We start from the raw sequence: 22,809 nt of genomic DNA, 5'->3' as shown, positions 1-22,809 counted from the left end.
CGCCCCTCACTGGGCGGCAAGGCGCCCATTGTGCCGATTCCGGGCCTGAACGCGATGTCCAGCCCGCCCCATGTTGTCCTCAGCCCAGCGTGGGCAGGCCGAAGAAACCACGCGTGGTGGCGGTGGCGCGGGCCGCGGTCAGGGCCACGTCCTCGCCACGGTCACGTGCCACTTCCTCCACGATATGGGCCAGGAAGGCCGGCTCGTTGCGGCGGTCCTTCGGTGCCGGCTTGAGGTTGCGCGGCAGCAGGTAGGGGCAGTCGGTCTCGATCATCAACCGCTCGTGCGGGATGTGCTTGACCAGCTCGCGCAGGTGGGCACCACGGCGCTCGTCGCACAACCAGCCGGTGATGCCGATGTACCAGTCGCGGTCCAGGTAATCGAACAGCTCGCGCTTTTCGGCAGTGAAGCAATGCACCACCGCCGGGCCATGCTGGCCGTCGAAGTTCTTCATCACCGCGAGGAAATCATCGTGTGCATCGCGCTGGTGCAGGAACAACGGCTTGCTGCGGCCGGCAGCGTGCAGGTCGGCGGCGATCTGCAGCTGCATTTCAAAGGCGCGACGCTGGGCCGGGCGCGGGGAGAAATCACGGTTGAAATCCAGCCCGCACTCGCCCACCGCCACCACCTCGGCATGTGCATGCAGGGCGCGGATTTGCGCATCGCACTCGGCGGTGTATTCGATGGCGTGGTGCGGGTGCACACCCGCGGTGGCATACAGGAAACCGGGATGCTGCTGCGCCAGTTCCAGTGCGCGCGGGCTTTCGGCGCGGCTGGCACCGGTGATGACCATCTGCACCACGCCAGCGGCACGGGCACGCTCGAGCACCGCATCGCGGTCACGCTCGAAGGATTCGTGGGTGAGGTTGGCGCCAATGTCGATCAGTTGCATGCCGGCAGGTCTTGCGTGAACAGGTAAGCCGCACAGTGTAGGCGCTGTGCGGCCAACCCAGCCTTTATCCTTGTGCGATGACTGCCCCTGCTTTCCCGATCTCCCCGCTGCTGCCGGCCATTGCCGACAGCCTGGCCAACCACCCGCGCCTGGTGCTGGAAGCACCGCCAGGTGCCGGCAAGACCACCCAGGTACCGCTGGCCCTGCTCGATGCGCCGTGGCTGGCCGGACAAAAGATCCTGATGCTGGAACCGCGCCGGGTGGCCGCCCGCAGCGCAGCGCAGTTCATGGCCCGCCAGCTGGGCCAGAACGTGGGCGACACGGTGGGCTACCGCATCCGCTTTGAAAGCAAGGTCAGCGCGGCCACCCGGGTGGAGGTGGTGACCGAGGGCATCCTCACCCGCCTGATCCAGGACGACCCGCTGCTGGAAGGCGTGGGCGCGATCGTGTTCGACGAATTCCACGAACGCCATCTGGCCGCCGACCTGGGCCTGGCCCTGGCCCTGGACGTGCAGGCCGGCCTGCGCGAGGACCTGCGCATCGCGGTGATGTCGGCCACCCTGGATGGCGAGCGCCTGGCCCGCTTTCTGGATGCGCCGCGCCTGACCAGCGAGGGCCGCAGCCATCCGGTGGAGGTGTCCCACTTCCCCGCCCGCCGCGACGAGGCGCTGGAAGCCCAGGTCCGGCGTGCGGTGGTGGCCGCCATCGAACAACACCCCGGCGATGTGCTGGTGTTTTTGCCCGGCCAGCGCGAGATCGCCAAGGCCACGGCCGCGCTGGATGGCCAGCTGCCGGCCAATGTGGAGGTGCTGGCCCTGCACGGCGAACTGCCGGTGGAAGCGCAGCAGCGCGTGCTCAACCCCGGCACTGACGGCCGGCGCCGGGTGGTGCTGGCCACCAATGTGGCCGAGTCCTCGGTGACCCTGCCCGGGGTGCGCGTGGTGATCGATTCGGGCCAGGCCCGCGAGCCACGCTTTGATCCCAACAGCGGTTTTTCGCGCCTGGACGTGGTGACCATCGCCCAGGCCTCGGCCGACCAGCGCGCCGGCCGTGCCGGGCGTGTCAGCGCTGGCTGGGCCTGGCGCCTGTGGCCGCAGAGCCAGCGTCTGGAAAGCCAGCGCCGGGCCGAAATCAGCCAGACCGAACTGGCCGGGCTGGCCCTGGAACTGGCCGCCTGGGGCAGCGATGAGCTGCGTTTTGTCGATGCCCCGCCCGCCGGCACCCTGGCCGCCGCGCGCGACCTGCTGCAGCGCCTGGGCGCCCTGCACGGCAACACCGGCGTGACCGCCTTCGGCCGCCGCCTGCTGGCCATGGGCACCCATCCCCGCCTGGCCGCCATGCTCAGTGCCGCCCAGGGCGCACGCCAGCAGGCCCTGGCCGCCGATCTGGCCGCCCTGATCGAAGCCCGCGACCCACTGCGCAATGGCGGTGACGGCCTGGCCAGCCGCTGGCGCGCACTGGCCGCGATGCGCGCCGGCCACGTGCCGGGCAACAGCAGCCGTGGTGCCCTGGCCGCCATCGATGCGGCAGCAAAACAATGGCGCCGCCGCCTGCGTTGCGAGGCCAACCCGCCGGCCGAGATCCAGGCCCACGAGCTGGGCGACCTGCTCAGCTTTGCCTTCCCCGACCGCATCGCCAGCGTGCATCCGGCCGATATGCAGCGCTACCAGCTGGCCAATGGCCGCAGCGCCCGCCTGCTCGATGCCAGCGACCTGCGCGGCGAGCCCTGGCTGGTGATCAGCGAGCTGCGCGCCGACAGCCGCGATGGCCTGATCCTGCGCGCCGCGCCGGTGGATGAAGCCTTCCTGCGCCAGCATCTGGCCAGCCAGTTCGTCACCGAGGACGTGGTGCGCTGGAACGCCGAGAAGCGCGCGCTGGAAGCCCGCCGGGAATCACGCTTTGCGCGCATCGTCATCGACAGCCGCCCCGCCGGCAAGGTGGATCCGGCGATGGCCGCGCAGGCCCTCACCGCGGCCATTGCCGACCTCGGCATTGCCGCCCTGCCGTGGACCGATGCCCTGCGCCAGTGGCAGGCCCGGGTGCAGGGTCTGCGTGCCTGGATGCCCGAGCTCGGCCTGCCCGATGTCAGCGATGCCACCCTGCTGGCCACGCTGGATGAGTGGCTGCGCCCGGCCTTTGCCGGCAAGACCCGCATCGACGCGCTGAGCGAGGCCGAACTGGGCGAGGCACTCAAATCCGGCGTCGACTGGAACGCGCGCCAGCTGATCGACCGCCACGCGCCCACCCGCATCGCCGTGCCCTCCGGGCTGGAGCGCGCCATCAGCTACGCCATCGACGATGACGGCGTGAGCCCGCGCCCGCCGGTGCTGGCGGTAAAGCTGCAGGAATTGTTCGGCCTGGCCGATACCCCGCGCATCGCCGACGGCCGCACGCCATTGCTTCTGCACCTGCTGTCACCCGGCGGCAAACCGCTGCAGGTCACCGCCGACCTGCGCAACTTCTGGGAAAACACCTATGCCGAGGTGAAAAAGGAAATGAAGGGGCGGTATCCCCGGCATCCGTGGCCGGATGATCCCTGGAGCGCCACGGCAACGCACCGCGCCAAACCACGCGGAACCTGATGGATCCAGGCCCGTGGCGACGGTGATCGATCAATGGACTGCCACTGTCTGCATGGCGCGGCCGGATGATCCTTGGAGTGCGACCGCGACCCACCGGGCAAAACCACGCGGAACGTGTTGGATCCAGGCTCGTGGCGAAGATGATGGTCAACCCGACGGCCACTGTCTGCGTGTCCGGCCGCATGTGCCTTGGGGCGTCCTGCCATCCAGCGCAAGCCGCATGTCAGCTGATGGCGACCAGCACAGGCAGCAAGCGTGTGCATGCCATGCCAGCAAACTGTTTGCCGCAGCACGGGGGCAATGAGTCCAGCAGAAAACCAGCATATATATCGACTGGCTACCCACTGAAGAAGTTCCGTTAATGACATAGCGCTGCCGTGCAGGATGGCTACCGCAGCACAAAGAAAATCGGCCCCCATCACAAAATCCATTCAGTGAAAGCGACGTCCATGGGGTCTTTTGCTATACCTCTACAGGCCGACGAGTAGCCGCGGGAGAAGCATGAAAGCACGAGACCACCTATTCACTGCCTTTGCACTGCTGGCCCTTGCGGCCTGCAGCCATACCGCACCACCGCAAACAGCCGGGCAGGACAGTGAACTATTCCAACCCGGCCCGGGAAAGGTAATTGCTTACGGCACAGTACCGGCGCATTTCCGCCTGCGCTGGGTCGCCACCTACCGGCCTGTCGACCCCCGGTTGCCAGCCTGCCTGAACCATGACGGCCCCAACACCCCATACCCGGCCGTCCATCGCATCGAAATGCCTGTGCAACGTGACGGCACCCGCTACCGCGCTGTACTGGATCTGGACCCCGAAATACCGGGTGATTGCCGCTGGTATCTGAAAGATGCCATGGCTTATGTTGACGACGACCCTGAATCAATCCGACCGCCAGGGGAAGGATCCGGCATAGCAACATTGAATGGGGCTTGGCTGATAAACCCGGTCAACTCCCCTACCTGCCCACCAAAGCCAATTGCTCCAAAGTGCAGCGAGGAACGCTCCAGGATACTTTCCAACGCAGAGCCAACGCCTGCCACCATCGAATGCGGAAGATCCACCATAAACCGCAACGGGAAAGTCACCACCTATCTATCTTGTGGAAGCGCCTTCGACGAACCCAAAAAAAAGGGACACATGCTTACGCCCGAGACAAGAGAGGCCGAAGTCAATGTGATCGAAATAAATAGATAAAAATTAATACAAATAAATACTTACATGGCGTCGAAATATAAGTGGAGCATAAAAACGAACAGGCAAATTAATTTCAGGCCAATGAAACATCCGCCATCCCACAGAGATACTCATAACCCTGCCCCATTGAAGACGACACGCAAGAAGCATTTTGGTGTACCAAGACAGGGCCAAGAGTCGCTGCGGGAGACCCATGAAAAAACGAAACCACGTATCCACTGTCTTTGCGCTACTGGCCCTGGTGGCCTGCAGCCATACCGCACCAGCACAAACAACCCAGCAGACCAGTGATCTGTTCCAACCCGGCCCGGGCAAGGTGATTGCCTACGGCACGGTGCCGGCGCATTTTCGCTTGCGCTGGGTCGCCACCTACCGGCCTGTCGACCCCCGGTTGCCGGCCTGCCTGAACCATGACGGCCCGGACACGCCGTACCCGGCCGTCCATCGTATTGACATGCCCTTGCAACGTGACGGCAACCGTTACCGCGCGGTACTGGACCTTGATCCTGAAATACCAGGCGGCTGCCATTGGCACCTTGAAGATGCCATTGCATATGTTGACGACGATCACGGATCGACCACCCCTCCTACCCAATGGTCTGGCATCCCGACGTTGAATGGCACCTGGTTGCGGCAGCCTGTCAACTCCCCTACCTGCCCTCCGAAGGCGGTCTCTCCGAACTGCGACGAAAAAAGATCTCGCGAGCTATCGAACGCAGAAGCGACACCAGCAACAATAGATTGTAGAAAAGTCGAAACATCCAGATGGGAGAGCCCAAGAATCATCCTCTCATGCTCAAACCAATTAGGATCAACAAAAAAGACGGGACACATGCTCACGCCAGAAACAAGCGAAGCCGAAGTCAACATCGCTGAAGTAGCGCGATAAGAAGGAAATCGAATAAATACGGACCACATTCAATTTTTAACAAGGCCAATGCAGACCCTCAAAAAGATTTCCTGCATTTCAACGGCACAGGGCGGCCCACAGAATCCTGCACACCTGCGTGCCGGCATGGATATGCAAACGGCACTTTCCACCCCGCTCGAACAAGCCTTCAACCAAGCGCAGCAGGCCGTGGCCACACTCTCGCCGCAGCAAGATCTGTTGGCACAGTCCGCCAATGAGCACTCCCATCGCACACCGGCCATGCACTGAAGGAGCGGTACTGGGCGATAATTTGGTAGCCGGCACTGCCTGTCGATGAGCACTCAACAGCGCATTTACATGGCATCGGCCAGAATCACCTTCCCCTGCAGCCACCCAAGGATTGAGCATGAGCAAGCTGAGCAACATCACCGATACCGCACTGGAACGCGTCCTGGAACTGGCCGGGCAGGCCGGTGGCGGGCTGAAGCAAGGCGGCAGCCATGCAGCCGACTGGCTCAAGACCGGTGCGGCGATTGGCGCATTGAAGACCGGCGGCCGGGTGGCCACCAAGGCCGTGCGTCGCAACCCGGGGGCTGCCGTGGCTGTGGCCGCCGTCGGCCTGGGCGTGCTGGGTTATGCCGCCTACCGCAAGCGCAAGAAGGCGCAGGAAGCGGCCGCACAGCTGGAAAACAACCGCCGCATCGCCGACCGTCCGCACAGCCACGTCGACGACGCTGCCGACCTGGGCGAATAAGCCCACGCCCTGCCAACAGACAGCAACGGCGCCGGGTCAGTCGACCTGGCGCCACTGCCCCGGGGCCAGGCCATCGAGTGTGTACCCGCCGATGGCTACCCGTACCAGGCGCAAGGTAGGCAGGCCGACCGCGGCGGTCATGCGCCGCACCTGGCGGTTGCGGCCTTCGCTGATGATGATTTCCAGCCAGGCATCGGGCACGCTCTTGCGGAAACGCACCGGCGGATTGCGCGGCCACAGCGCCGGCGCCGGCTCGATCAGGCGTACCTTGGCCGGACGGGTCGGGCCGTCATTGAGCACCACTCCATCACGCAGCGCCTGCAGCTTTTCTGCCGTTGGCGTGCCTTCCACCATCACCCAGTAGGTCTTGGGCTGCTTGTGCCTGGGATCGGTGAGGCGGTTGGCCAGGCTGCCATCGTCGGTGAGCAGCAACAGGCCTTCGCTGTCGTAGTCCAGGCGCCCGGCCGCATACACGTCAGCCGGCAGACCGAAGCCGGCCAGGGTGTCGCGCGGCGGCGTGCTGCGGTCAGTGAACTGGCACAGCACGTTGAAGGGTTTGTTCAGGGCAATCAGCATGGCGGGACAACGGCGCAATCAAACGTGCGCCATTGTCCCACCGTCGGCGTCAACCTGCCGGCTTGATGAAGCGCAGGGTCATGCGGTCACTTTCACCGATGGCCTGGTACTTGGCCGCATCGGCGGCCGGATGGCGGTTGCCCGGCGGCAGCATCCACACCCCGTCCGTATGGTCCTTGCTGTCGGCCGGATTGGCATTGATCTCGCTGCTGGCATCCAGCACGAAGCCGGCGGCGGTGGCCAGTGCCACCACCTGGTCCACGCCGACATAGCCACTCTTGTCGTCGGCCGGCACATCGGCCTTGGCCCGGTGCTCGACCACGCCCAGCACGCCACCGGGCTTGAGCGCATCGAAGAAGCCCTTGAAGTAGCCGGCTTCCTGGCCATTGCTGCGCCAGTTGTGCACGTTGCGGAAGGTCAGCACCACATCCACCGACGCCGGCGCGGCAAACACCGGTGCGGCCGGGGCGAAGGTGTTGACCTTGACCTTGGCAAAGCGCGCGGCATCACCGGCCACCAGGGCCTTGAAGCCCTCCAGGCTGCGCTGCTGGTATTCGCGGCCACGCCCTTCAGGCAGGCTGGCCGGGTCCACCATCGCGGCAATGTACTGGCCGTGCTCGGCCAGCAACGGGGCCAGGATCTCGGTGTACCAGCCACCGCCCGGGGTCACTTCCAGCACCGTGTGGTGGGGCACCACACCGAAGAACTCCAGGGTCTGCTGCGGGTGGCGCCAGCCATCACGGGCGACGTTGGCCGGTGCACGGCGGCTGTCGGCCACCGCGGCGGCCAGGGCCTGGGCGGCATGGGCGGCATGCGCGGCCGGATCCTGCGCCGCGTGCGCGGCATGGTCGTGTTGCTGGCCATGGGCATGACCATCGTGGGCGTGGGCAAGCGGCATGGCCACCAGCAGCAAACCGGTCAGGGCAAGACGATGGGACATGGTGATCTCCAGCTACGAAAGGGTGGCGCTGAGCCTAGCATCGCCACCACGCTGGCGGGCAGCGACGCAGCAAAACCCGACCGGGCGCACAGCCTGCACCTGCCGACAGCGAAAACCTAACCTGCGCTTGTCTATGCTGGGGGGCCCAGGACAAGGAGAACATGCCCATGGTGGCCACCCGAGAACTCGGCCGATCCGGCATCCACGCCGCGCCGCTGGCTTTTGGCGGCAATGTCTTTGGCTGGAGTGTGGATGAACGCAACACCTTTGCCCTGCTCGATGCCTTCGTCGATGCCGGCTTCAACCTGATTGATACCGCCGATGTGTATTCGGCCTGGGCCCCGGGCAATGCCGGCGGCGAATCGGAAACCCTGATCGGCCGCTGGCTCAAGGCCAGCGGCAAGCGCAACAAGGTGCTCATTGCCACCAAGGTGGCCAAGTGGGGCGAACATCCCGGGCTGTCGGCCGACAACATCAACGCTGCGCTGGAAGGTTCACTGCGCCGCCTGCAGACCGATGTCATCGACCTGTACCAGGCCCACGAGGAGGACCCGGCCGAGCCGCTGGAAGCCAGCCTGGGCGCGTTTGCGCGCCTGGTCGAACAGGGCAAGGTACGGGCCATTGGCGCCTCCAATTTCAGCCCCGGCGCGCTGCGCCAGGCATTGAAGATCTCGGCCGATTACCACCTGCCGCGCTTCGAGACCCTGCAGCCGCTGTACAACCTGTGCGACCGCGCGGTGTACGAGCAGGAGCTGGCAGCCATTGCCGGCGAGCACCAGCTCGGTGTGCTGCCCTACTACGCCCTGGCCAGCGGCTTTCTCACCGGCAAGTACCGCAGCGCCTCTGATGCGGCGCAAAGCAGTGCCCGTGGTGTGGGCGTGGTGGCGCGTTACCTCAACCCGCGCGGGCTGCGCATCCTGCAGGCGCTGGATGACGTGGCCGCCGGCCACAATGCCAAACCGGCCCAGGTGGCCCTGGCCTGGCTGATGGCCCAGCCCACGGTGAGCGCGCCGATTGCCAGTGCCACCAGCGTGGAGCAGCTGCAGCAGCTGCTGGCTGCGGCCCGCCTGCAGCTGTCCGCTGCCGAGCTGGCCCAGCTGGATGCGGCCAGCGCCGAGCACCACACCCTGCAGGCCGAGGCCGGCTGAAGACCGGCCCGACCCGGAGGCATCCGCTTCCGGGTCGCCGGGCGATACGTCAGGCGCTGCGCAGCAGCCAGCGGCGCATCGCCGCACTTACCGCCAGCGGCTGTTCCAGCGGCGCCAGGTGGCCGCAGTCCGGCAGCTCGACCAGCTCGCTGGCCGGCATCATCGCGGCCATCTCGCGCGAACGCTGCACCGGGGTGATGCCGTCATTGCCACCGCACAGCACCAGCGACGGCGCGGCATAGCCTTGCAGAACATCACGCCCGTCCAGTCGCGGCAAGGCGTTCTGGCGCAGGAACACCTCCGCGCCCAGACGCATGGTCATGCCGCGCACGGTGTCGCGCAGGGACACATCATCCAGCCGCGAGGCATCCACATAGCGCCGCATCATGCTGTTGCCGAAGCCGTGGAAATTGCCGGCCACCGCCACCAGCGCCTGCTGCTTGGCCCGCTGTGCGGCACGCTCGGCGGTATCGGGCAGGTAGGAGGTGCCGATCAGGGCCAGCCGCTGCACCCGCTGCGGGGCGACACGCAGGATGTGCTGGGCAATCCAGCCACCCAGCGAGAACCCGGCCAGGGCAAAGCGTGCCGGCGCCGCCTCCAGCACCGCCTGCACCAGCGCATCCAGGTCGTCGTGGGTGGTCAGGTCGGCCACCTGGCAATCGGCGATGTCGGCCAGGTCACGCAGCTGTGCCTGCCACAGGTCGGCATCGTTCAACAAACCGGGCAACAGCAGCAGGGGCGTGGTCATGGCAGGCTCAGCGAAGGCATCAAGCGCCTATTGTGCAGTGCAACAACAAAGCCCGTCGAGCCACACCACACCTGCCGCTCAGCCTTCCAGGCCACGCCCGTCCACCGGCAGGGTGACCTGCATCAGGGTCGAATCATCCGGGTCCACGCGCACGCTGAAGCCGAGCCGGCGGCACATGTCCAGCATGGTGCTGTTCTCGCGCAGCACCTGGCCCTGCACCTGGCTCAGGCCCAGCCATGCCGCGTACTCGATCATGATCTTCATCAGGCGCCAGCCCAAACCGTAGCCCTTCAGGTCCGAGCGCACCAGGATGCCGTACTCGCCGGTGGCGTATTGCGCGTCGGCATGCAGGCGTACGGCGCCGAGCATCTCGCCGCTGCGCGGGTCCAGCGCGACCAGGGCAATGGATCGGGCGTAGTCCAGCTGGGTCAGGCGGGCAATGAACTCATGGCTGAAATGCTTGACCGACTGGAAGAAGCGCATGCGCAGGTCATCGTCGGTGACGCGGGCAAAGAAGGCGCGGAACAGGCCGTCATCCTCCGGCCGTACCGGGCGCACGAAGGCCGTGCCGCCGTTGGACAGGTCGATGCTGCGCTCCCACTCGGTGGGATACGGGAAGATCGCAAAACGGGGATGGCCACGGCCCTTGTGCAGGCCGATGGTCGGGGTGATCGCCACCCGTGCATCCAGTGCCATCACCCCGTCGGCATCGACCAGCAGCGGGTTGATGTCCAGGGTGCGCACCTCGGGGATGTCGGCAGCCAGCTGGGCCAGCTTGACCAGCAACAGGGCCAGCGCGCGCTCGTCGGCCGCCGGGACATCACGGTAGCCCTTGAGGATGCGCGAGACCCGGGTACGGCCGATCAGCTCGTGGGCCAGGCGCAGGTCCAGCGGCGGCAGGCCCAGGGCAATGTCATCGATCACCTCCACTGCGGTGCCGCCACGACCGACCACCACTACCGGGCCGAACACCGGGTCATCGGCGATGCCGGCGATCAGTTCGCGGGCCTTGGCGCGGACGATGGTCGGCTGCACCAGCACCCCTTCTATCAACGCCTCCGGGCGCAGGCGCCGGGCCGAGTCGAGGATGGCCTCGGCCCCGGTCCGCACCGCGGCCAGGGTGGCCAGGTCCAGGCGCACGCCATGCACATCGGACTTGTTGGGAATGTCGGCCGAGTGGATCTTCAAGGTCACCGTGTTGCCGGCTTCCAGCAGCGGCTGGGCCAGTTCCAGCACCTCGGCCACATCGCGGGCCAGCTGCAGCGGCGCCATGGCGATGCCGTAGGCGGCCAGCAGCGCGTGGGTGGCGCGCGGGTCCAGCCAGCGCTGGCCACGTGCCAAGGCCGTGGCCACTACCTGCTGGGCGGCCTGGCGGTCGACCTGGAAGTCTTCGGGCAGGCTGGGCGGGGTTTCCATCAGCGCGGCCTGGGCCTGGCGGTAACGCACCAGGTGCTGGAAACCGGCCACCGCATCGGCCTCGGAGGCATAGGTGGGAATGCGCGCCGAATGCAGGGCGGTGGTGGCCGCCTCGTCCTTGCCCAGCCACACCGCAAACACCGGCTTGTCGCGTTCGGCCCGCGAGCGCGCGGCCACGGTACGGGTCAGCGCACGCGCCGCGTCCACCGATGAAGTGAACGCGGTGGGCACGTTGACCACCAGCAGGGCATCGTTTTCCGGGTCGGCCAGCAGTGCCTCGATTGCGCTGGCATAACGCTGGCCATCGGCATCGACCACCAGATCCACCGGGTTGGCATGCGGGGCGGTGTCGGGCAGCAGCTGGGCCAGGGCCTTTTCGGTGGCCGGCGACAGGTTGGCCAGCTGGCCCTTGAGCATGGCCAGGCGGTCGGCGGCCAGGCGCCCCACCCCGCTGCCGTTGCTGACAATGGCCAGACGCCGGCCGGGGAAGGTACCGCCGAGACGGCCCAGGGTCTCGGCGGCGGTGAACAGTTCATCCAGCGCGCCCACCCGCAGCAGGCCGGCACGGTTGAAGGCGGCGGTGTAGATCGCATCACTGCTGGCCAGTGACTGCACATGGGTATCGTCACTGCGCGGCGCCGCACCGGGCCGGGCACGCCCGGACTTGACCACCACCACCGGCTTGGAACGCGCCGCCGCACGCGCGGCGGACATGAACTTGCGCGCATCGCTGATGTTTTCCACATACAGCAGGATGGCGCGGGTGCGGTAATCGGCGGCGAAGTAATCCAGCAGGTCGGCAAAGTCCACATCCACGCTCTCGCCCAGCGAGACCACGGCCGAAAAACCCACCGAGCGGGCCACCCCCCACTCCACCAGGGCCGCAGCAATCGCGCTGGATTCGGAAATCAGGGCCAGGTCGCCGGCCTGCGGCGTGTGTGCGGCGATGGAGGCATTCAGGCGCGCATGCGGGGCAATCACACCCAGGCAGTGCGGGCCGAGGATGCGCAGGCCCTTGGCACGGGCGCTGTGCTGTACCCGCTCGGCCAGTGACCCACGGCCATGGCCCAGGCCGGCGGTGAGGATGATGGCCGCCGCCACGCCCAGCTCGGCGGCTTCGACGACCAGCTGCGGCACGATCTGCGCCGGGGCGGTGATCACCACCAGCTCCGGCACCCAGCCCAGGTCACGCAGGCGGCGCACCGTGCCGATGCCGTCGATATGCGGATGGCGCGGGTTGATCCAGCCGATCTGCCCGGCAAAACCGCCCTCGCGCAGGTTGCGTACCACCGCCCGGCCGGCCGAACGCGGACGCGGGCTGCCGCCAATGACCGCCACCGATTGCGGACGGAAGACCGATTGCAGGTGATAGATGCTCATGCGCCGCTGCCTTGCCCAAACCGCCATGAGCGTACACGCCACACGCGTGTACGCCCATGCGCCGGATCAAACAACGTGCCGCTCAGGCGTTGTCGCGCAGGAAACGGGCCATCGAGGTCACACCCGGCACGGTCGGTTCGAACTCGCCGGCAATGTCGACAAAGCCACGCATGATGGCGATCTCGCGGGCGGTGCGGCCCAGGGTGTCGCGCATGTCCGGATCGGCACCGGCACGCAGCAGGCGCTGCACCAGCAACGGCAGGCCATGCAGGGCGGCCAGGTGCAGCGGGCCGAAGCCGCGCGCATCGCGGGCCTCGATGCTCACGCCCTCGTCGAGCAGGCGCTCCACACCGGCCAGCACCACGTGCTCGTCGCAGGCCGTGCCGGCAGTGGCACCGGCACCGAGCTGCAGCAGCAACGGGGTCAGCTCCATTGCCGCCACCTGGTCAACCGGTGCGCCGGCCAGGAGCAGGCCGTCATACAGGGCCAGCAGGCGCGAACGGTCGCGTGCGGTAAAGCCGTACTGGGCCGCGCAGTGCAGCGCGGTCAGGCCCTTGTCATCCACCGCCAGCTCGTCGGCACCGGCGGCCAGCAGGCGCGCGGCCACATCGGGCAGGCCCAGCGCCGCGGAAAGCATCAGCACGCTGACCCCACCGGGCAGGCGCTGTTCGATCGGCGCGCCGGCATCGAGCAGGGCCGAAACAATGTCCAGCTGGCGCATGCTCACCGCCGCGCTGAGCGGGGTGGCACCACTCAAGGCGGCATGCTGCGGGTTGGCGCCACGGGCCAGGGTCAGGTCGACCACGGCCAGGTGGCCGCCACCGGCAGCGCGCAGCAGGGCCGTGCAGCCTTGGGCATCGACTGCATCCACCGGCAGGCCCAGGTCGATCAGGCGGCGTACCGCGTCGGCATCGCCCACCACGGCAGCGGCCGGCACATCGGCCGCGCGCAGCTTGCGGCGCGGCAGTGGCCATACCCGCCAGTCCAGCCAGTCGGCCAGGTCGCGGCGGCCCTTGGCCAGGGCCACGCCCAGCGGGGTCTGCCCGTCCGGGGTACGCGCCTGCGGGCTGGCACCATGGCTGACCAGCAGTTTGATTGCCGCCTCGCGGCCCAGCGCGGTGGCCAGGTGCAGGGCGGTCAGATTGCGGCTGTCGCGGGCCTCACGGTCGGCACCGCGTTCGAGCAGGCACTGGGCCAGCTGCAGCCAGCCCACGCGCACGGCCAGCGACAACGGCGGATCACCGGCCGCCGAGCTGCCATAGCTGTCCAGGCCGTTGTCCAGCTGGGCCAGGGCAAAGGCCTCCAGCGCGCGGGCATCATTGTCCTGGCCCTGACAGGCCAGCAGCCAGCGTGCCAGGCCACCGCGGCCGGCCAGGCAGACACCCCGCTCGACCAGCAGCTGCAGCACCGGCAGGCCGCGGGCGCCCATGTCCAGCAGCACGAACACCGGGATGTCCCCGGCCGCATTGCCGCGCTGGGTATCCGCACCCTGCTCCAGCAGCCACAGCACCGAATCGGGCTGTTCCAGCACTGCCTGCTCGTGCAGCAGCTCGCCCAGTTCGGCCGCACTGCACAGGCGCGCCAGTGCTTCCATGCCGCGGGTATTGCCAAAGCCCAGGGCCTCGCGCAGCAGTTCCAGCGGGGCACGGTCAGGCAACTGGGCGGGCATGCTGACCGCCTCGCGCGTGCCCAGCTGCTCGCTCACTGCCGCCGGCAATTCATAGGCCGGGTCCAGCACCGCCACGATGGCCCAGCGGCCGGCGGCGGCCGCCATGTCCAGCGCGCGCCGGCCATGGGCGTCGGCCAGCTGGTGGTCAACCTGCAGGCTCAGCAACTGTTGCACCAGGGCCACCTGGGCAGCATCGGCGGCGCTGGCCAGCCAGATCGCATTCAAGCCACTGCCATCCACCGCGTGCAGGTCCGGACGGTGCGGCAGCAGCACCTGCACCGCCTCGCTGCGCGCATGGGCGCAGGCATCCAGGAACGGGGTGCGCCCGGCCTGGTCACGCGCTTCCAGGTTGGCACCGGCCGCCATCAGGGCCTGGATCAGCTCGACATGGCCGGCCGCACAGGCCTCGTGCAGGGCACTGCGGCGGCGGCGGTCGCGCGCGTCCACCCGCGCCTTGTGCTTGAGCAGCAGCTGCACCCCGGCCACATCGTCCTCTTCCCCGGCGGCAGCGGCGACCAGCGCCGGCACCCCCTGGTCGACATCGGCCTTGGCCCCGCGTTCGAGCAAGAAGCGCACCAGGCGCCAGTTGCCAGCCTGGCAGGCGATGCCCAGCGGGCTGTAGCCCTCGTTGTTGAGCACATCCAGCTCGGCGGCGGCATCGCGCAGCAGCGCGGCCACGCCCGGGTCGGAGGTACGCGCGGCAAAGTGCAACGGAGTGTTGCCGTCGGCATCGACGATGCGCACGTCCGCACCGTTGGCCAGCAGGGTCATCACCGCTTCCGGGCGGCCATGCCAGCTGTCGCGGGTGGCGGCCAGCAGGGCGGTCATGCCACGGTGCTGCAGGTTCAGATCCACCCCGGCGGCAATCAATGCACGCAGCAGGCGCAGATCGGGCAACACCGCAGCCAGCACGGTCAGCTGGCGCTGGTCACGGCCCTCGGCCGGCGGCAGGGTGTTGGCATCGGCACCGGCCTGCAGCAGCTGCAGGGCCCGGTCGACCCGGCCGCCACGGGCAGCTTCATACAACTCGATACCCAGCTGGCCGGGCACCACCGGTTCCAGCGGCGCCGGCGGCAAGGCCGCCTGCGCAAACAATTCCTCGGCCAGCGGGCCGCTGGGAGCCGGCGCCGGTGCGGCAGCCGCCTCCACCCGCAGGCGCTGGATCAGCATGTGCAGCACGGGCGCCACTACCGCGGCAGCAGCGGCCATGCCCCAGCGCATTGCTGCAGACAGCTCCTGTGGCCACAGCGGCAGCAACACCAGCGCACACAGGGCCAGCAGGCTGGTACCGATGCCCAGCCCACGCCAGCGGTACCACGGCAGGCTGTCCGGCAGATGGCGGCGGGCGGCGAGCGGACCGCCGTCGGCTTCCAGCGCCTGCCACAGCGGCCAGCTGCGCCACAGCAACAGCGCCATTGCCGATACCACCACGCTCAGCAGCAAGGCCGAACCCAGGCTGCCACCGGCCAACAGGCGCGACAGCGGCCAGTACCCCAACAGCCCGAGCAGGGCCGGACCCAGGACCCACATGCCCAGCAGCAAGGGCAGATCCTGACGCAGTACGTCAGGGGTCAAACGGGTCCCCAGCCAGCCGCGCAGGCCCAGTGCCCAGGCCGGCTGGGCCAGGCACAATGCGACCACGCCGGGGATAGCTCCCAGCGCACTGCACAGGGTCAGGACCAGGCCACACAGCAGCGCGGCAACAGCCAGTTGCCTGTTGGAACGCTCACTCATCGGCAAGGCTGGCGTTGAACTGCACCAGCCCGGTGGTGCCAGGCTGGTACTGCAGGTAATAACCCACGTCGGCCAGCTGTTTGCGCACCTGCTGCGGGTCAGCCAAGGCCAGCTTGCGGGTGGGGGTCAGCTCCAGATCCATCACGTGTACCAGGCTGCCCAGCGAGGTACGCAGGGCCTCCGGCACGACCTCGAAATCATCGTGGTTGGCCAGGTACAGATAGGTATCAGTCTTGCGGTTGCTTCGGTAAATGTAGGCGTGCATTCGCGCTGCCGCGCAGAACGCGGTGTGGTGATCAGGAAAAATGATTGTGTCGCAAAGTGTCACCCGGTTAAAGCCACGTCGCCATTCAGGATCAACCCCTGCGACCGTGACTACACAGGCAGACCGATATAATCGCCCCCACATAATTGTCGAGTACCGCCGTGACTGCAGCCGACTGCGCCCTCCTCCCCCCACTGGCGGTAACCGCTCATACCGCCACCAGTGCGGTGGGACACGGCCGCAAGGCCCTGCTCGATGCCCTGCGCAAGCAACGCAGCGGGCTGCGCAGCAATGACCTGGGCCAGCAACCACTACCGTGCTGGATCGGCCGCGTCGATGGCCTGGAAGGCGCGGCCCTGCCGGCCCACCTGCAGCAGTGGGAATCACGCAACAACCGCCTGGCCTGGCTGGCCCTGCAGCAGGACGGCCTGCCCGCAGCGCTGCAGGCCGCCAGCGCGCGTTACGGCAATGACCGCATCGCCGTGGTGATGGGCACCTCCACCTCCAGCATCGGTGAAACCGAGCTGGCCTACCGCCAGCTCGATGACGGCCGGTTCCCGCTAGAGCTGGCCCGCCCGGTGATCCATACCCCGCATTCGCTGGGCGCCTTCGTGCAGGCGGCCACCGGCCTGTCCGGGCCCTGCCTGACCGTGGCCACCGCCTGCTCCTCCAGTGCCAAGGTGTTTGCCCAGGCCGCACGCCTGATCAACGCCGGGCTGGTCGATGCCGCCCTGGTCGGTGGCGTGGACACCCTGTGCGGCAGCGTGATCTACGGCTTCAATTCGCTGCAGCTGGTCTCACCACAGCCGTGCATGCCCTTCGATGCGCGCCGTGTCGGCCTGTCGCTGGGCGAAGCCGGTGGCTATGCCCTGCTCGAACGCGCCGCACCCGGCAGCGATGGCCTGCAGTTGCGTGGCTATGGCGAATCCAGCGATGCCCACCACATGTCCGCACCGCACCCGCAGGGCCTGGGGGCGCAGCTGGCCATGCAGCAGGCACTGCAACGCGGCGGCATCGGCGCCGACCTGGTCGGCTACCTCAACCTGCATGGCACCTCGACCCCGGCCAACGACAGCATCGAGGCTGCCGCCGTGGCCGCCCTGTTCCCGGCCGGCCTGCATGCCAGCTCGACCAAAGGCTGGACCGGCCACACCCTGGGCGCGGCCGGGATCGTCGAATCGGTCATTGCCCTGCTCGCCCTGGAACACGGCCTTCTGCCCGGCACCCTCAACTCCAGCCAGCCCGATCCGGCCTGCGGGCCGCAGATCCGCTTTGAACCGGCCCAGGCCGATATCCAGTACGCAATGAACAACTCCTTCGGTTTTGGCGGCAACAACTGCTCGCTGCTGTTCGCCCGTGGGGTGGCCGCATGAGCATTCTGCACGCACGCATCAACGGCATCGCCTACTGGAGCGATGGCCTGGACAGCTGGCAGGCGGCCTGCCAGTACGTGGCCGACGGCCAGCTGCCGGCAGAACCGGCACGCCGCCCCAGCCCGCAGCTGCTGGCCGCCAACGAGCGCCGCCGTGCCCCGGATACGGTGGCCGTGGCCCTGGATGTGGCACTGGCCGCATGCAATGCCGCCGGCGTGGACCCTGCGCAACTGCCCTCGGTATTTGCCTCATGCCATGGCGAACTGGGCATCACCGATTACATGTGCCGCACCCTGGCCGAGGACCCGGCCAGCCTCTCGCCGACCCGTTTCCACAACTCGGTGCACAACGCGGCGGCCGGTTACTGGACCATCGGTGCCGGTGCCCACACCCCGGCCACCGCCCTGAGCGCCGGTCCCTGGAGTTTTGCCCAGGGCCTGCTCGAGGCGCTGGTGCAGCTGGCTGACGGCGCGCAGCAGGTATTGCTGGTCAGCTATGACGGCGCAGCCAGTGGCCCGCTGGCCACCCAGGCGCCCAGCGCCGGGCTGCTTGGCACCGCCCTGGTGCTGGGTCGCGACGGCCCGGGGCCGTCACTGCAGGTGCAATGGGGCCCGACCGACAACCCGGCCCAACCCGGCCCGCTGCAGCAGCGTGTCCAGGCCAATGCCGGCGCGGCGATGCTGGCCCTGTTCGATGCCCTGGCCAGCGGCCAGACCCAGTTGCAGCTGGCAGCCGGCCCGGCCCACAGCCTGCATGTCGGGATCGACCATGCAGCCTGAGTTGCCGATCCGGCGTGACACCGTGGCGGTGTTGATCCCGGCCTTGAACGAGGCGCTGCGCATCACCGAGGTGGTAAGCGAGTGCCTGCAGCAATGCGACACCGTGATCGTGGTCGATGACGGTTCCACCGATGACACCGTGGCCTGCCTGCAGGGCTTGCCGGTCACCGTGCTGCGACATGCGCAGCGCCGGGGCAAGGGCGCCGCCCTGCGTACAGGCTTTGCCCATGCGCTGTCACTGGGCGTGACCGGGGTGGTGACAATGGATGGCGACGGCCAGCACAGCGCCAGTGACATCCCGCGCCTGCTGGCCAGCGCCAACCGCCACCCGGGCAACATCATCATCGGCGCACGCCTGCGCAACCGTGCGGCCAAGCCACCGTTGCGGCGCATGGCCAACGAATTCGGTGACTGGGGCATCGCCTGGGGCACCGGCTACCAGGTGGCCGACAGCCAGAGTGGCCAGCGCTTCTATCCTGCCGCGCTGATGGCCTTGACCGATGTGCCCGGCGAAGACTTTGTGTTCGAGGCACAGATCGTGATCAGCGCCGCGCGCCAATTGGGCATGGGCTGTGTCTCGGTCCCGATTGAATCGCGCTATGCGCAGGCCAGCTCCCCGCAGCAGTTCCGCCGCAGCCATTTCCGCCCCTTGCGCGACCTGTGGCGTATCACCAGCCATATTGTCGCGCAGGCGGTACGACGTGGCGGGCTGTACGGGGTGTATCGTCAGGTCCAAGCCCATCCGGCCGTGATCGACGATCCTTCCGGCGAATTTTCCCAGCCACCGCTGTCTGACAGGACAAAGCCGCTGCCATGAGCCAAACCACCACCACCGATGTACTGATCATGGGTGGTGGCCTGGCCGGCCTCAGCCTGGCGATCCAGCTCAAGCAACGTGACCCGGGCCTGCAGGTCACGGTGATCGAACGCCGCAAGCATCCGGTACGCGAAGCTGCCTTCAAGGTGGGCGAGTCCACGGTGGAAATCGGCGCACATTATTTCGCCCATACCCTGGGTTTTGCCGGGCACCTAGAAAGCGCGCAGATCCGCAAGTTCGGCTTCCGCTTCTTTTTCTCCGAAGGCCAGTCCGATATCCCGGCCTGCACCGAAGTCGGCGTCAGCCAGATACTGCCGACCCCGTCCTGGCAGCTGGACCGCGGCCGTTTCGAAAATTTCCTCGGTGAGCAGGCGCGTGCGCTGGACGTGGAGTTCATCGATGACGCCGTGGTCCGCGAGCTGGAAATCGGCCGCGATGGCGCCCTGCATCAACTGCAGTACGTCCGCGCAAGGACCCGCCATGCCCGCCAGGCACGCTGGCTGGTGGATGCCAGTGGACGTGCCGGGCTGATCAAACGCAAGTTCGACCTGGCACAGCCCAACGACCACGACGTCAATGCGGTGTGGTGGCGGGTGGATGGCCATGTGGATCCCAACCAATGGGGCAGTGACCCGGCCTGGCTGTCACGCTGCACCCCGCCGGACCGCTGGCGCTCGACCAACCACATGTGCGGGCCGGGTTACTGGTTCTGGCTGATCCCCTTGAGCTCGGGCGCGCACTCGCTGGGCATCGTCTGCGACGCCCGGCTGCACCCGCTGCAAACCATGGACACGCATGAAAAGGCCATGGCCTGGCTGCGCCAGCATCAGCCGCAGGTAGCCGCATCGATCGACACCCCGGCACATGCGCTGCAGGATTTCATGTCCATGCGCCATTTTTCCTATGGCTGCAAACAGGTGTTCTCGAGCGATCGCTGGGCACTGACCGGCGAGGCCGGGCTGTTTCTTGACCCGTTCTACTCGCCGGGCAGCGATTTCATCGCCATCAGCAACGGCTACATCTGCGACCTGATCGACAAGGACCGGGCCGGAAAGTCCTTCGCGCCCTATGCCGACATCTACCAGCAGCTGTACTTTTCCTTCTACGCAAACACGCTGACGCTGTACCAGGACCAGTACCCGCTGTTCGGCGATGCCCTGGTGATGCCGTTGAAGGTGATCTGGGATTACACCTATTACTGGTCCGTGCTGGCACCGCTGTTTTTTGCCGACAAGCTCACCGACATCGCCCTGCTGGGCAGGCTGCGCCCGGCACTGGAGCAGGCCAACACGCTGAACCGGAGCATGCAGGCCCTGCTGCGCGACTGGGGCCGGTGCAATGGCAGCCCACGGCCGCCGGACCAGCGCCTGCTGGACCAGTACCGCATTGATTGGTTTCACCAGCTCAACCAGGCGCTCAATGCCAATGATCCAGACGATGCCCTGCGCACACGCATCACCGGCAACGTGCAACACATGGGCCGACTGGCAGCCGAACTGCTGGCCGCGGCGCGACTGCATCACCCGGATATCGACAGCCACGGCCTGGACACCTGTCTGGCCGGCAGCGATGCGCCGCCACAACCGCCCTTGCTGCAACCGCACTGGTACGGCCACTGATTGACCCGCTGCCCCGAGGCCTGCATGTCGCACTCCCCGCTCCTGCTGCAACTGGTGGTGATCCTGGCAACCGCACGCCTGTGCGGCCTGCTGCTGCGCCATGTGGGCCAACCGCCGGTGATCGGCGAGATGGCCGCCGGCATCGTGCTCGGGCCGATCATCCTGGGCAGCGTGTTCCCGCAGTTCCATGCCGAGCTGTTCACGGCCGACTCGCTGCCGGCACTGTCATCGCTGTCGATGCTGGGGCTGGTGCTTTTCATGTTCATCGTCGGGGTGGAGCTACGCGCCCCCCAGGGTGTGCGGGCGCAGTTCAAGAGCGCCGGCTGGGTCGGCATCCTCAGCGTGCTGGCGCCGATGGCGCTGGGCATCGGCATCGCCCCGTGGCTGCATCCCACCCTGGCACCCGAAGGGGTGGGTTTCTGGCCCTTTGCGCTGTTCATGGCTGCGGCCATGTCGATAACGGCCTTCCCGATCATGGCGCGGATCCTCAAGGAACGCGGCATGACCCACAGCCGCATCGGCCAGCTGTCCTTGTCGGCGGCCGCCATTGCCGATGTCTTTGCCTGGATCATGCTCGCCCTGGTGGTGGCCCTGATCGGCTCGGGTGACGGCTATGCCGGCTTTGCCAAGACCACGCTCGGCCTGGTGGTGCTGTGCGCGGTGGTGTTCGGCGCCCTGCGCCCGGCCTTTGCCTGGTTGCTGCGGCGCTACGCCGGCGATGGGCAGCCCTCGGGCATGGTGCTGGCGGCCTTGCTGATCGGTGTGTTTGCCTGCGCGGCAACCACCCAGTGGTTGCACCTGCACCCGGTGTTCGGCGCGTTCCTGTTCGGTGCCTGCCTGCCGCGCGATGACCGCCTGCTCAAGAGCCTGATCGAGCGGCTGGAGCATGTGGCGATCATCGTGCTGATGCCGATCTTCTTCGCCCTGGCCGGGCTCAATACCACCGGCGATGCCTTTGTCGGTGCGGGCCTTGGCGCCTTGGCGCTGATCATGGCCGCCGCCGTGCTGGGCAAGGTGCTGGGTGGTGCGGCCGGTGCCCGCATCAGTGGCTTCGGCTGGCGCGATTCATTGGCCGTGGGCTCGCTGATGAATGCCCGCGCCTTGATGGAGCTGATCGTCATCAAGGTGGGCCTGGATGCCGGCTTGATCGGCCAGGAGCTGTTTACCCTGCTGCTGGTGATGGCCATTGCCACCACGGTGATGACCGGCCCGCTGCTGAGCCTGTTCTCTGCCCGCCCGGCTGCCCCTCAACCAGCGGCCGAGCCTGCCCGGCGCAGCAGCGCAAACGAAAACTGATGGCGCGGGGCCGGCCGTGCCTTCAGGCCATGCCGCCGTTGATCCCGATCACCTGGCCGTTGATGTAGCCGGCCGCATCGCTGCACAAAAATGCCACCAGTGCGGCCACTTCTTCCGGCTTGCCGGCACGCCCGGCCGGCACGGTCTGCTTGATCATCTCCGGCGGGAAGGCCTCGGCCGCCATCTGCCCGGTAATCACCCCCGGGGCCACCACGTTGACGGTGATGCCACGGCTGGCCATCTCCCGGGCCAGCGACTTGGACGCCCCGTGCAGGCCGGCCTTGGCCGCGGCATAGCTGGTCTGGCCACGGTTGCCGAGCACCGCCGCCACCGAGGAGATATTGACTACCCGGCCCCAGCGCGTGCGCGCCATCGGCAGCAGCAGCGGCTGGGTCACATTGAAGAAGCCGTTGAGCGAGACATCGATGACCCGGCCCCAGCGCGCGGCGTCCAGGCCGGCCATCGGTGCGTCATCATGAATGCCGGCATTGTTGACCACCACCTGCACCGGGCCATGTTCCAGCAACGCGGCCAGGGCCTGATCGCAGGCCTGTGCATCGGTGACATCAAAGGCCAGCGCCTGGGCCTGGCCGCCGGCAGCGGTGATCGCATCCGCCACCGTCTGCGCCCGGGCCAGGTTGCCGTTGGCATGCACGATCACCTCCATGCCCGCCGCTGCCAGGGCCACGCAGATCGCTCCACCGATATCGCCACTGCCCCCGGTGACCAGGGCGCGTCGTTGTTTTTGCATGT

19 protein-coding genes are annotated in these 22,809 nt (G+C 67.4%); 11 read left to right on the top strand and 8 right to left on the bottom strand.

Annotated elements, in window-relative coordinates:
• Positions 1-79: 79 nt before the first annotated feature.
• Positions 80-892: a TatD family hydrolase gene (locus ABB30_RS11505; RefSeq protein ID WP_057638457.1), complete on the bottom strand. Its 813-nt coding sequence runs from the start codon at positions 890-892 to the stop codon at positions 80-82.
• A gap of 77 nt (positions 893-969) precedes the next feature.
• On the opposite strand from ABB30_RS11505, the gene hrpB reads away from it, so the two are divergent.
• The 5 genes from hrpB to ABB30_RS11485 all read left to right on the top strand — a co-directional run bounded on the left by hrpB (position 970) and on the right by ABB30_RS11485 (position 6,296).
• Complete coding sequence (gene hrpB, locus ABB30_RS11500; RefSeq protein WP_057638456.1) at positions 970-3,474, top strand: ATP-dependent helicase HrpB; 2,505 nt, start codon at positions 970-972, stop codon at positions 3,472-3,474.
• A gap of 501 nt (positions 3,475-3,975) precedes the next feature.
• Positions 3,976-4,671, top strand: coding sequence for a hypothetical protein (locus tag ABB30_RS16305; protein WP_152980720.1), 696 nt, complete (start codon positions 3,976-3,978; stop codon positions 4,669-4,671).
• Between the two features lie 193 nt (positions 4,672-4,864).
• Positions 4,865-5,560: a hypothetical protein gene (locus ABB30_RS16300; protein WP_152980719.1), complete on the top strand. Its 696-nt coding sequence runs from the start codon at positions 4,865-4,867 to the stop codon at positions 5,558-5,560.
• A 48-nt stretch (positions 5,561-5,608) separates the two neighbouring features.
• Positions 5,609-5,830, top strand: a complete 222-nt coding sequence (locus tag ABB30_RS11490) for an XVIPCD domain-containing protein (RefSeq protein WP_057638454.1) — start codon at positions 5,609-5,611, stop codon at positions 5,828-5,830.
• 118 nt (positions 5,831-5,948) lie between these two features.
• Complete coding sequence (locus ABB30_RS11485; protein WP_057638453.1) at positions 5,949-6,296, top strand: hypothetical protein; 348 nt, start codon at positions 5,949-5,951, stop codon at positions 6,294-6,296.
• A gap of 36 nt (positions 6,297-6,332) precedes the next feature.
• Here ABB30_RS11485 and ABB30_RS11480 read toward each other — a convergent pair whose 3' ends face one another.
• Both ABB30_RS11480 and ABB30_RS11475 read right to left on the bottom strand, forming a co-directional pair.
• Positions 6,333-6,872: a pseudouridine synthase gene (locus ABB30_RS11480; RefSeq protein ID WP_057638452.1), complete on the bottom strand. Its 540-nt coding sequence runs from the start codon at positions 6,870-6,872 to the stop codon at positions 6,333-6,335.
• Between the two features lie 49 nt (positions 6,873-6,921).
• Positions 6,922-7,812, bottom strand: coding sequence for a class I SAM-dependent methyltransferase (locus ABB30_RS11475; RefSeq protein ID WP_169788486.1), 891 nt, complete (start codon positions 7,810-7,812; stop codon positions 6,922-6,924).
• Between the two features lie 167 nt (positions 7,813-7,979).
• Here ABB30_RS11475 and ABB30_RS11470 point away from each other — a divergent pair, with 167 nt between their 5' ends.
• Positions 7,980-8,960 carry an aldo/keto reductase gene (locus tag ABB30_RS11470; protein ID WP_057638451.1) on the top strand — a complete coding sequence of 327 codons (981 nt, stop codon included), beginning with the start codon at positions 7,980-7,982 and terminating at the stop codon, positions 8,958-8,960.
• A 49-nt stretch (positions 8,961-9,009) separates the two neighbouring features.
• Here ABB30_RS11470 and ABB30_RS11465 read toward each other — a convergent pair whose 3' ends face one another.
• The 4 genes from ABB30_RS11465 to ABB30_RS11450 all read right to left on the bottom strand — a co-directional run bounded on the left by ABB30_RS11465 (position 9,010) and on the right by ABB30_RS11450 (position 16,172).
• On the bottom strand, positions 9,010-9,708 hold the full coding sequence (locus ABB30_RS11465; RefSeq protein WP_057638450.1) for an alpha/beta fold hydrolase: 699 nt from the start codon (positions 9,706-9,708) through the stop codon (positions 9,010-9,012).
• A gap of 78 nt (positions 9,709-9,786) precedes the next feature.
• Positions 9,787-12,504, bottom strand: a complete 2,718-nt coding sequence (locus ABB30_RS11460) for a bifunctional acetate--CoA ligase family protein/GNAT family N-acetyltransferase (RefSeq protein ID WP_057638449.1) — start codon at positions 12,502-12,504, stop codon at positions 9,787-9,789.
• Between the two features lie 82 nt (positions 12,505-12,586).
• Entirely contained in the window at positions 12,587-15,907 is a 3,321-nt protein-coding gene (locus tag ABB30_RS11455) for an ankyrin repeat domain-containing protein (RefSeq protein WP_057638448.1), read from the bottom strand.
• A complete protein-coding gene (locus ABB30_RS11450) occupies positions 15,900-16,172 on the bottom strand; it encodes a YcgL domain-containing protein (protein WP_057638447.1) in 273 nt (90 codons plus the stop codon). The genes ABB30_RS11455 and ABB30_RS11450 overlap by 8 nt, the downstream gene beginning before the upstream one ends.
• A 161-nt stretch (positions 16,173-16,333) precedes the next feature.
• On the opposite strand from ABB30_RS11450, the gene ABB30_RS11445 reads away from it, so the two are divergent.
• Genes ABB30_RS11445 through ABB30_RS11425 form a run of 5 tightly spaced genes read left to right on the top strand, consistent with a single transcriptional unit; the run spans position 16,334 to position 22,056 of the window.
• Positions 16,334-17,545 carry a beta-ketoacyl-[acyl-carrier-protein] synthase family protein gene (locus ABB30_RS11445; RefSeq protein WP_057638446.1) on the top strand — a complete coding sequence of 404 codons (1,212 nt, stop codon included), beginning with the start codon at positions 16,334-16,336 and terminating at the stop codon, positions 17,543-17,545.
• Positions 17,546-17,547: 2 nt separating this feature from the next.
• Complete coding sequence (locus tag ABB30_RS11440) at positions 17,548-18,324, top strand: beta-ketoacyl synthase chain length factor (RefSeq protein WP_057638492.1); 777 nt, start codon at positions 17,548-17,550, stop codon at positions 18,322-18,324.
• The gene (locus tag ABB30_RS11435) at positions 18,314-19,141 is read left to right on the top strand and encodes a glycosyltransferase family 2 protein (RefSeq protein ID WP_057638445.1); all 828 of its coding nucleotides are present in this window, start codon (positions 18,314-18,316) and stop codon (positions 19,139-19,141) included. The genes ABB30_RS11440 and ABB30_RS11435 overlap by 11 nt, the downstream gene beginning before the upstream one ends.
• On the top strand, positions 19,138-20,760 hold the full coding sequence (locus ABB30_RS11430) for an NAD(P)/FAD-dependent oxidoreductase (protein ID WP_057638444.1): 1,623 nt from the start codon (positions 19,138-19,140) through the stop codon (positions 20,758-20,760). The genes ABB30_RS11435 and ABB30_RS11430 overlap by 4 nt, the downstream gene beginning before the upstream one ends.
• 24 nt (positions 20,761-20,784) lie before the next feature.
• Complete coding sequence (locus tag ABB30_RS11425; protein WP_057638443.1) at positions 20,785-22,056, top strand: cation:proton antiporter; 1,272 nt, start codon at positions 20,785-20,787, stop codon at positions 22,054-22,056.
• Positions 22,057-22,078: 22 nt separating this feature from the next.
• Here ABB30_RS11425 and fabG read toward each other — a convergent pair whose 3' ends face one another.
• Positions 22,079-22,807, bottom strand: coding sequence for a 3-oxoacyl-ACP reductase FabG (gene fabG / locus ABB30_RS11420; protein WP_057638442.1), 729 nt, complete (start codon positions 22,805-22,807; stop codon positions 22,079-22,081).
• Between the last annotated feature and the right edge of the window lie 2 nt (positions 22,808-22,809).

It is taken from the genome of Stenotrophomonas ginsengisoli (assembly GCF_001431485.1).
Classification (GTDB): Bacteria; Pseudomonadota; Gammaproteobacteria; order Xanthomonadales; family Xanthomonadaceae; genus Stenotrophomonas; species Stenotrophomonas ginsengisoli.
This window is presented reverse-complemented; position numbering and strand designations above follow the sequence as displayed.

Coding starts and splice junctions, on each gene's coding strand:
- ABB30_RS11505 (WP_057638457.1), bottom strand. CDS start 892: ATGCAACTGATCGACATTGGCGCCAACCTCACCCACGAATCCTTCGAG.
- hrpB (WP_057638456.1), top strand. CDS start 970: ATGACTGCCCCTGCTTTCCCGATCTCCCCGCTGCTGCCGGCCATTGCC.
- ABB30_RS16305 (WP_152980720.1), top strand. CDS start 3,976: ATGAAAGCACGAGACCACCTATTCACTGCCTTTGCACTGCTGGCCCTT.
- ABB30_RS16300 (WP_152980719.1), top strand. CDS start 4,865: ATGAAAAAACGAAACCACGTATCCACTGTCTTTGCGCTACTGGCCCTG.
- ABB30_RS11490 (WP_057638454.1), top strand. CDS start 5,609: ATGCAGACCCTCAAAAAGATTTCCTGCATTTCAACGGCACAGGGCGGC.
- ABB30_RS11485 (WP_057638453.1), top strand. CDS start 5,949: ATGAGCAAGCTGAGCAACATCACCGATACCGCACTGGAACGCGTCCTG.
- ABB30_RS11480 (WP_057638452.1), bottom strand. CDS start 6,872: ATGCTGATTGCCCTGAACAAACCCTTCAACGTGCTGTGCCAGTTCACT.
- ABB30_RS11475 (WP_169788486.1), bottom strand. CDS start 7,812: ATGTCCCATCGTCTTGCCCTGACCGGTTTGCTGCTGGTGGCCATGCCG.
- ABB30_RS11470 (WP_057638451.1), top strand. CDS start 7,980: ATGGTGGCCACCCGAGAACTCGGCCGATCCGGCATCCACGCCGCGCCG.
- ABB30_RS11465 (WP_057638450.1), bottom strand. CDS start 9,708: ATGACCACGCCCCTGCTGCTGTTGCCCGGTTTGTTGAACGATGCCGAC.
- ABB30_RS11460 (WP_057638449.1), bottom strand. CDS start 12,504: ATGAGCATCTATCACCTGCAATCGGTCTTCCGTCCGCAATCGGTGGCG.
- ABB30_RS11455 (WP_057638448.1), bottom strand. CDS start 15,907: ATGAGTGAGCGTTCCAACAGGCAACTGGCTGTTGCCGCGCTGCTGTGT.
- ABB30_RS11450 (WP_057638447.1), bottom strand. CDS start 16,172: ATGCACGCCTACATTTACCGAAGCAACCGCAAGACTGATACCTATCTG.
- ABB30_RS11435 (WP_057638445.1), top strand. CDS start 18,314: ATGCAGCCTGAGTTGCCGATCCGGCGTGACACCGTGGCGGTGTTGATC.
- ABB30_RS11430 (WP_057638444.1), top strand. CDS start 19,138: ATGAGCCAAACCACCACCACCGATGTACTGATCATGGGTGGTGGCCTG.
- ABB30_RS11425 (WP_057638443.1), top strand. CDS start 20,785: ATGTCGCACTCCCCGCTCCTGCTGCAACTGGTGGTGATCCTGGCAACC.
- fabG (WP_057638442.1), bottom strand. CDS start 22,807: ATGCAAAAACAACGACGCGCCCTGGTCACCGGGGGCAGTGGCGATATC.